General features: G+C 45.9%; 8 protein-coding genes. 2 read left to right on the top strand and 6 right to left on the bottom strand.

Annotated elements, in window-relative coordinates; translation table 11 throughout:
• Positions 1-166: 166 nt before the first annotated feature.
• The 3 genes from V7K15_RS05800 to V7K15_RS05790 form a co-directional block, all read right to left on the bottom strand.
• The gene (locus tag V7K15_RS05800; protein WP_334903834.1) at positions 167-1321 is read right to left on the bottom strand and encodes an XdhC family protein; all 1155 of its coding nucleotides are present in this window, start codon (positions 1319-1321) and stop codon (positions 167-169) included.
• Between the two features lie 260 nt (positions 1322-1581).
• Complete coding sequence (locus V7K15_RS05795; protein ID WP_334903832.1) at positions 1582-2898, bottom strand: Gfo/Idh/MocA family protein; 1317 nt, start codon at positions 2896-2898, stop codon at positions 1582-1584.
• Positions 2899-3312: 414 nt separating this feature from the next.
• Positions 3313-4038 (bottom strand): DUF4142 domain-containing protein, encoded by a 726-nt coding sequence (locus V7K15_RS05790; protein WP_334903830.1) that lies wholly within the window; start codon positions 4036-4038, stop codon positions 3313-3315.
• A gap of 219 nt (positions 4039-4257) precedes the next feature.
• On the opposite strand from V7K15_RS05790, the gene V7K15_RS05785 reads away from it, so the two are divergent.
• Positions 4258-4599, top strand: coding sequence for a hypothetical protein (locus tag V7K15_RS05785; RefSeq protein WP_334903827.1), 342 nt, complete (start codon positions 4258-4260; stop codon positions 4597-4599).
• Positions 4553-4927: a hypothetical protein gene (locus V7K15_RS05780; protein WP_334903825.1), complete on the top strand. Its 375-nt coding sequence runs from the start codon at positions 4553-4555 to the stop codon at positions 4925-4927. Before V7K15_RS05785 ends, V7K15_RS05780 begins: the two co-directional genes overlap by 47 nt.
• Positions 4928-5074: 147 nt before the next feature.
• Here V7K15_RS05780 and V7K15_RS05775 read toward each other — a convergent pair whose 3' ends face one another.
• Genes V7K15_RS05775 through V7K15_RS05765 form a run of 3 tightly spaced genes read right to left on the bottom strand, consistent with a single transcriptional unit; the run spans position 5075 to position 8878 of the window.
• Entirely contained in the window at positions 5075-7288 is a 2214-nt protein-coding gene (locus V7K15_RS05775) for a xanthine dehydrogenase family protein molybdopterin-binding subunit (RefSeq protein ID WP_334903824.1), read from the bottom strand.
• Positions 7285-8268: an FAD binding domain-containing protein gene (locus V7K15_RS05770; protein WP_334903822.1), complete on the bottom strand. Its 984-nt coding sequence runs from the start codon at positions 8266-8268 to the stop codon at positions 7285-7287. Before V7K15_RS05770 ends, V7K15_RS05775 begins: the two co-directional genes overlap by 4 nt.
• Positions 8255-8878 (bottom strand): (2Fe-2S)-binding protein, encoded by a 624-nt coding sequence (locus V7K15_RS05765; protein ID WP_334903820.1) that lies wholly within the window; start codon positions 8876-8878, stop codon positions 8255-8257. The genes V7K15_RS05770 and V7K15_RS05765 overlap by 14 nt, the downstream gene beginning before the upstream one ends.
• Positions 8879-9191 lie beyond the last annotated feature (313 nt).

Below are 9191 nucleotides of genomic sequence, written 5' to 3'. Positions count from 1 at the left end.
AATCGAATATGCTGCCATCTCTAAATAATCTGTTTTTTTACATCTTTAAAGTTTACAATCTTTGTGGCTGGTTTGATATCAAATTGCTGTAAATACCATAACAGATAAAAACTAGGTGGTAAGCGGTAAGGGCACAGCATTGTTGTGCCACTACAACAGATGTGGTTCAAATACATGAAAACTGCTGTATGGTTTCATAGGATTGGTGAATTGGTTGATGGCGATTTTTTAAAAAATTCCCACTGCGATTTGTTAGCACTGCTTGAATTTCCGCAATAATTGCGATCGCTATTCCTTCAGGTGTATCTGCTCCGATATCAATCCCAATCGGGCCATGCAATCTTTTTAATTGTTCAGTAGTATAAACTATTCCTTGCAGGTGTAAATCTTCCAGGAATCTTTCAGTACGCAGCTTTGGGCCTAAAACCCCGATGTAACGTGCAGGAGATGGCAGCAACATTTTCAAAATTTCCAGGTCGTCAAGGTAATTATGCGTCATCACCACAGCAACTGTGTAGTCATCTATAAATACCTGTTTATCTACAATTTCTCGCCGACTAAGAATCACATCACAAGAAGCAGGAAATCGTTCTTTAGTTGCCTCATTAGCTCGACAATCGACTATAATAACGTCCCAACCTAATGCTTCAGCAAACTGTGCTACAGGTACAGCGTCATAACCTGCACCAAATATTACTAAAGGCGTGGGTGGTTGGATAACTTCAATGAAAACTTCTGCACTACCTAAAGGTAACTGATAGTTGTTTACGCTTGACTTTTGATTAGTAAAGGCTGCTTGAGCATCAGCAATCAGAGAGTGAATTAAATTCGGATCTTTGATGTCAGTGATAAATTTATCATTTGGATACAGCAATAAGCGTGACCCAAGTTTGACGTTTACTGCACCTTCAAAGGCAAAGACTGTAGCAATAATACCCAAATGTTTTTTATGAAAGCACTCCTGGATAAAAGCGATCGCATTCGGTGTACTTTCTCTCTCAAGACGTTCGATCAGAACTTGCACTATCCCATTGCATCCCAAACCAAAGCCCCAAAGAATATCTTCAGAGGCGGTGTTATCGTAACTAACAACAATTGGTTCACCGTCTGACATTCGTTGTTGAGTATGCTCAAATACGTCGTTTTCCAAGCAACCAGCGCTGATTGTTCCGATCATCCGACCTGTATTTGTGATCAACATTTTAGCACCCGGTCGGCGATAGGTTGAACCTTGAGTTTTAACTACAGTCGCCAGGAAAGTGATTTCACTACTTTTTTGACTTAACTCGAAGCCTTCTAAAATTGCTTGTAATTCGTTCATTTGATTGCTTATTTTTCTGTTTGCAATACTAGTTCTAAAGATAGGACTTACGCACAAGTTACGGAATAACGTAGACACAAACGCGAGTGCATCTCGTAGAGAAGAGGCTTGCCGCAGGCTACCACAGAGGCACAGTATTTCGACTTCGCTCAATAACCGGGCACAGAGAAATCAGAGTTTGAGGATATTTTGCGTAAGTCCTAAAAGATTTAGGGAGTGGACTTCAAGCAGAGGTTGTCATGACTACAGTATGCACTTATTTACTTCAGCATTCTGGGAGCAGGGCCACGAGTGACATCCAATCCTGACATCCGAGGTAGAGCGATCGTTTTACCTGTTTGTGCGGCTTCGTAAATCAACGCCATCAGTTTTTGGTCTTGCAAACCTTCTTCACCAGGGGTATGGGGTTGTTTATTCCCAATCACACAATCTGCCATGTGATCAATTTCTAAAGCGAACTGGTTCTTCTCACCCATCCGCACTTCACTAATGTTTTCTGCCATCTTGTTGGTGGGCGATTTGCGTGAAATCATCATCCGCAAACCGTTGTAAGAGAACGCCGGATCGAGTTGCGCCCAAGCATCAGAGCCGAAGACGCGAAACCGACGCGCTTCGTGAAAGCCGTAGCTGGTGGAGCAAATCGCTAGTATACCACTGGGAAAGCGCATCTGAAAGGTAACACTTTCTTCTACTTCTTGGAAGCGCGGATCACCAGGAGTGCTGAAGATTTGGGCGCTAATTGCGATCGGTTCCTCTCCTGTCAAATAGCGAGTTGCATTTAAACAGTAAATTCCGACATCCGGTAAAGAACCACCTCCAGCTAAGGCACGTTTCAATCGCCACTGGTTTAAGTCACCGCCTTGGTTTTGGCCGTTATCTGCCTGAATCACCTTCACAGTTCCCAATTCTTTGCTGCGAATCATCTGAATCATGGCGCGATGGTGCGGCTCATATTGGCAGCGATAAGCAATCATCAGCTTGCGATTGGCGCTTTTGCACGCGTCGATCATCTGTTGACAATCTTCCACCGTGGTTGCCATCGGCTTCTCACAGAGAATGTGCTTGCCTGCTTTCGCACCACGCACCGTATATTCTCGGTGCATACTATTGGGCAATACAATATAGATTACATCAACTTCTGGATTGTTGCGGAGATTGTCGTAATTCTGATAGTTGTAAACGTTCTGCGGTTTGATGCCATACTGCTGTGCAACTTGATTGGCTTTGGCAGCATCGCCACTAACTAATGCAGTTGGCTTGGCTAGTTTACATTCTGCAAATGCTGGCATGATTTCTTCTAATGTCAGTCTGCCAAGTCCGACGATCGCAAACCCCAAACGTCGCTCTGGCGGTAATGCAGTTGGTGGCCCCCCTGTTTCAACTTCGGTTGATGCCGAGATCGACGGAAACTCAATCTGAGGCGGTAAGGCGCCTCCGCGTGGGGTGGCTTGTTGAGTTGGCTCTTGGGCAGCAACCTCTTCGCCCATACTACCAATTGCGGCGGCTGAAATTGCTCCTAATCCAGCAGTAGTCAAAATCTGACGACGAGAAAATTCTCCTTTAAACAATTTAGACATCGTGGTTCCTTAAAATTCTCCTTTAAACAATTCAGACATTGTGGTTCGTTAATGATGAAATTTAGGATTTAGTACAGCAATTCCTAGTGAATTAAATTTGGGAATACCCTGCAATTAAAAATGCTACACTTTTACGCAAAACTGTACTTGGAGAACTCTAAGGAATAAATTCAGGATTTACGCAAACAATAGCTGAAAAGAATGATTTTTAGATAGAGGCAATACATAAATTGCCCCTACCGCGTATAGTTTTGCGTAAGTCTTAAAATTATTGGAGATCCCCCTTAGTCCCCCTTAAAAAGGGGGAAAATAAGCTATTCTTAGCCCCCCTTTTTTAAGGGGAAAATAAGCCATTCTTAGTCCCCCTTTTTAAAGGGGGTTGGGGGGATCAAGTCTTAACCCAAGCGTATTGCCTTACGGGGTAGTGGTTGGAGTTGGGGTGCTAGTTGGAGTTGGGGTACCAGTTGGAGTTGGGGTGCTAGTTGGAGTTGAGGTGCTAGTTGGAGTTGAGGTGCTGGTTGGAGCTCCAGGATTAACAATAGAACTAGCCTGTTGCAGGTGTTCTTTGAGGGTTGGTAGGGCTTGAGCCGCAAATGCTTTCACATCGGTATCTTGTCCCTGTTGAGCTTCCTTTTCAAATGCGGAAACATCCTTTTTATGATCTTGAAGCATCTGATTCATATATCCGCGATCAAATTTAGCACCAGAAAGTTTGGATAAGCGTTGCTTCACTTGCTGATTTTGGGTGCCGATAGTAGTTGGCAGTGTCACACCTTTTTGATTTGCCAACTGTTTGAGTTGATTATTCACTGGGGTATGATCTTGAACCATGCGCTGTCCATAGTCTTTTACCGCCTTACTAACTGCACGTTTTGATGCTAGTTGTCCTAGTTGAACTTCTGCCAAACCACCTTGAGCGGCTTCTTTCATAAACTGTTTGTCTGAAGAACTGGGGGTATTTTGCCCTGATGGAGTTGGTGATCCTGTTGGGGATGGACTCTCAGTTGCTTGTACAGGTAGAGTTGTAGCAGGTGGAGCTTCAGATGTATTCTGGTCATGGGGAGTAGTTGGTGTGCAACCAGTCGCCAGAGATAAAGCGATCGCTACTATACCAGTAGAAAGTATTTTGAAGTTGGACATAATTAATGCTCTCCTTAAGTAAAGCTATATTTTGCAACGTCGAATAAAAAACAAGCGCGATCGCACAGTTGAGTTTGACCACTAATGCTGAAGATGCCAAGTTGAAATTACAAATTACAAACCAAACTACAGGAATGAGCCGTATAGTACCACGATAATCTGGTACAAGGACTCTAACTAAGGGGTGTTTTGAAACCTACCTCGTAAGATGCATTCACAATGCAAGCCGATGCATTGGCAATGCAAGGCGATGCATTGCCAATGCAAGCCGATGCATTCACAATGCAAGCCGATGCATTCACAATGCAAGCCGATGCATTCACAATGCAAGTCGATGCATTCACAATGCAAGCCGATGCATTCACAATGCAAGTCGATGCATTGGCAATGCAAGCCGATGCATTCACAATGCTTACCTTTTATTTAAACTTGCCCAATTTAAAACTTTATCTTACTGATAGCTTTTTAGTTACAATGGGTACATTAAATGTATACTATATTGGTAGATGCATTTATGACTATCCAAGATACAAACCGCCGTTTGCGCCCTCAAACCATTAGTCAAGATATTAGCTCATTGCACGGTTTGCAAACCGTCAGCAACTATAACACGACTCGTGCTGATGCTTCGGCTGCAAAGTTACAGGAAGTTTATCAGGCGATGTTGATTTCTCAACAAACTGAAACCGAGAAACTAGCTTTATACCGTGCTGCTGCTGATGCTGCCCGATTAGCAGAATGGGAATATCATAATACTGTATTAGCGATGAAAGAAGTCGTGCGCGGGCAATATGGTTCAGATAGCGATCAGGCTCAGGCTGTGGGACTGAAGAAAAAATCAGATCGCAAGCGTCCTTCTCGTAAAAAGCTAGTTGCGCTCGCCAGTTAAAATAATTCGTAATATCATGTCCGCCAAATTACCCATAATAAAAGAACCCCACCCCCAACCCCTCCCCGCTTGCGGGGAGGGGAGACAACGCGTAGCTTTGGCGGGGTGGGGTTCTTTCTTATTTTTGATTTATGCAAGAGGTCTGATCTACAGCAGTTTGTCTAATGTAATTGGCAAATCGCGGATGCGCTTACCTGTGGCATGATAGACAGCGTTAGCGATCGCCGCCGCAGTTCCAGTAATCCCGATTTCACCAATTCCTTTGACACCAAGGGGGTTGATATATGGATCGTGTTCATCAACAAACAACACCTCAATTGGGGGAACGTCTGCATTCACTGGTACGTGATATTCAGCTAAATCGGCATTGACAACCCGCCCTCGATGAGGGTCTGTTACCGTGTGTTCCATTAACGCCATGCCAATACCATAGACAATCCCACCAATCAGCTGACTGTTGGCTGTTTTCGCATTGAGTACGCGTCCTACGCCAAAAGTTCCCACCCAGCGCGTTACTCGCACTTCGCCGGAATCAGGGTTAACGCGGACTTCGGCAAATTGCGATCCAAATGCGTGCATTGAGAACTTCTTTTGTTCCTCTCCAGGCTTGGCATCTGCACGCGCTTCGATCATTTTCATTCCCTGCCGTGCCAAGATTGCCTGATAAGTTTCGGTTGCAGACGATTTATTTTTTAAGAAAAAGCTGCCATCTTGGGCAATCACATCTTCAGCTTTTGAACTATAAAGCGGCGATTTTTGATCGGCAAGTGCTAGTTGCAAAAGCTGACTGCGAGCTTGATTTCCGGCTAAATGCACCGCCGAACTTACACTAGCGGCAGTTTGCGAACCACCGGAAACGGGGGTTTTTGGCATCTTAGTATCGCCTAGTTCAAAGCGGACTTTGTTAACTGGTAGACCGAGTGCTTCAGCCGCGACTTGAGTCATTACAGTATAAGTCCCTGTACCAATATCTTGCGAACCGCTCTGCACAACGGCTGTACCATCTGCCATAATCTGAGCGATCGCCGATGCTGGAGAGCGGTTGGTAGGATAAGTAGCTGTCGCCATACCCCAACCGATCAAATAATTACCATCACGCATCGAACGGGGCTGAGGATTGCGCTTTTGCCAGCCAAACTTTTCTGCGCCTAATCTGTAACACTCTTTAAGTGACTTGCTCGACCAAGGTATTCCTTTACTGGGATCGACATCAGCATAGTTACGTAGACGCAGTTCCACCGGATCGATATTCAGCGCATAAGCTAGTTCGTCCATTGCCGATTCTAAGGCAAAAGACCCAGAAGCTTCGCCTGGCGCCCGCATATAGGTTGGTGTTCCTTGATCAAGTTCAACCAGACGGTGGCTAGTTTCGATATTCGGGCAAGCGTAGAGCATCCGGGCGCTTTTACCAACAGGTTCGATAAATTCATCGAAAGTTGAAGTCTGCGATGTGCCGGCGTGTCGCAGAGCGGTTAATTTGCCTTCGCGGGTTGCACCTAGAGAAACCTGTTGAATTGTCTCTGGTCGGAAGCCCACAGGCCCATACATCTGTATCCGTCCCAGAACTAATTTTACTGGGCGATTAACTTGCTTTGCGGCGATCGCCGCTAGAGGCACGTGCGACCAAGTCGATCCTTTGCAGCCAAAGCCACCGCCCACAAAGTAAGACATAATGCGGATTTTCTCTGGCTCAATTCCTAATACCGCCGCAACTTTTTGTTGAGTGGAAAAGATTCCCTGAGTTGCATCATATAGCAGCAGTTGATCGCCTTGCCAAACTGCGGTTGTGGCATGAGGCTCCATTGGATTGTGATTTTCGATCGGTGTAGTATAGGTTTGCTCGACGCGGACAGCCGGCGCCGCTAGTCCCTGGTTGACATTGCCGTGAGCTAAATCGGGCGGCTCCTCTCCAGGCATTTTACTTTTAGGTAAGTATGCCTTAGCGAGGTTGTCCCGCATATTAATCGTCGGTTTCTCTTCGTCATAGCGAACTTGCACCAGTGAGGCTGCGTACATAGCTCGTTCAAAGGTATCGGCAACCACGACACCAATATGCTGACCACTATACAGCACAACGTTATCTTGCAGGACTTGCACCTTGTGACCGCCGCCCTTTTCTCCCGATGCCTTCGGTGCATTCAGGTGGGTAATTATTGCTAATACACCCGGTACTTGTTCCGCCGCTTTTGTATCAATTTGGGCAATCTTACCTTTGGCGATCGTGCTTTGAATTGTCACCGCATAAGTAAGCCTGGCAACCGGAAACTCAGCTGAATAACGGGCGCCACCAGTTACTTTCAGGTGTCCATCAACTCGATTTAGCGGTTTGCCGACAACTGTATTTCTATCCCCTGTATTCATGCCATCCCTCCCACGGTTGTCAGCGCCTTAACAATTGTGCGTTTAGCCAGTTCGACCTTAAAGCCGTTGTATTTTTGAGGTTTAGCCCCAGCGATCGCAGCGATCGCTGCTGCTTGAAATGTTGCCTGATTTGCGGGCTGGTTCAAAAGGGCTTTTTCCGCTTCGTAGGCACGCCAGGGCTTTGTTCCCACGCCACCAAGAGCAATGCGTGCCGAGCGAATGATCCCATTTTGAATATCTAATGCTGCCGCAACTGATGTCATTGCAAAGGCATAGGAGGCGCGATCGCGGACTTTTAAATAATGCGATCGCTTCGCAAAGGTTGAACCCGGTAAGTTAACGCCAACAATTAACTCTCCGTGTTCTAAAACTGTCTCTCTTTCTGGTGTATCGCCCGGTAGGAGATGAAAATCTCTAAGCGGAATACTCCGCTCTCCCTTGGGTCCTTGTGTTTGCACAACTGCATCAAGTGCGATCATTGCCACCGCCATATCGGAAGGATGGGTGGCTATACAGCGATCGCTACCGCCGAAAATTGCGTGAATGCGGTTGTAACCCTCGATTGCTGGACAACCTGAACCGGGAACGCGCTTATTACAGGGGAAAGCTGGATCACGGAAGTAGTAACAACGGGTACGTTGCAGTAAATTCCCGCCCACTGTCGCCATATTTCGCAATTGCGGTGATGCCCCAGATAGCAACGCCTCTGATAGCACCGGATAACGCTCTTGAATTAGCGCATTATATGCAAGGTCGCTATTACGTGCCATTGCTCCAATCCGCACACCGTTACCCTGCATTTCTATCTTGGTTAGCGGTAGGGGGTTGATATCTACCAACTCTTTTGGCGTCTGTACATTCAGCTTCATCAAATCAATTAAGCTTGTACCCCCTGCCAAGTAAGCCGCTTCCACCTCTGGAGTTACCAACGCCACGGCATTATCCACTTGTCCGATTTTCTTATAGCTAAACGGCTGCATCTTTTTTCCCCTCTAAGACATCGCGGACAGCAGCCACGATATTTGGATAAGCACCACAACGACAGATATTCCCGCTCATCAGTTCTCGAATGTCAACATCCGATTTAGCGTGTCCCTCGTTCACCAAACCCACCGCCGAACAAATCTGTCCGGGTGTGCAGTAGCCGCACTGAAACGCATCGTGGGCAAGAAACGCAGCTTGCATCGGGTGTAAATTGTTTCCTTGCTCCAGCCCTTCAATAGTTGCGATCGCGGCGTCGGTGTGCATAATCGCCAATGTCAGGCAGGAATTAATCCGATGCCCATCAACCAGCACCGTGCAAGCACCACACTGACCATGATCACAACCTTTTTTAGTCCCAATTAGCCCGATATATTCCCGAAGTGCATCAAGTAAAGTAACACGCGGTTCAATCTGCAAACTATGTGCTGTTCCGTTCACTTGTAGCGTCACCTTCATCGTCTCCGGTGTCGAAGTTGCCAGCATTGGAGTAGTTTTTTTTACTTGAGTTTGTGCTACAGCTTTCCCTACAAAATTACTAATCGTAGCCGCTACTGTGGTGACGATCATCAATTGACCCAATCTGCGGCGTCTTACGACAAACTTCATTTATTTACTCCATTCTGTTTTTGTTGGTAATAATATTGAGTAATTCTCTTAACTTAAATTCTTTAGAGAATATCACTTTTTCTAGCAAGCATTTTCCTTAAAATGACATTGTTAACAGAATACAATTTCAGCTTGTTATCGTCTCTCTATCAGAAGATTTATGCCATAAGTATTATCTCTAATTTTGAACCTCGCATGACTAAAAGTCACGCGATTCCTGCTTCAACGATCTCCGCCTGAAGTAATCCAGGACTTACGAGTTCTCCACAGGCGTTTAGAGCATCCGGCGCACCGACGGCGGCTGTCTTGAAAA

The sequence above is a fragment of the Nostoc sp. genome (assembly GCF_036919815.1).
Lineage (GTDB): Bacteria > Cyanobacteriota > Cyanobacteriia > Cyanobacteriales > Nostocaceae > Nostoc.
This window is presented reverse-complemented; position numbering and strand designations above follow the sequence as displayed.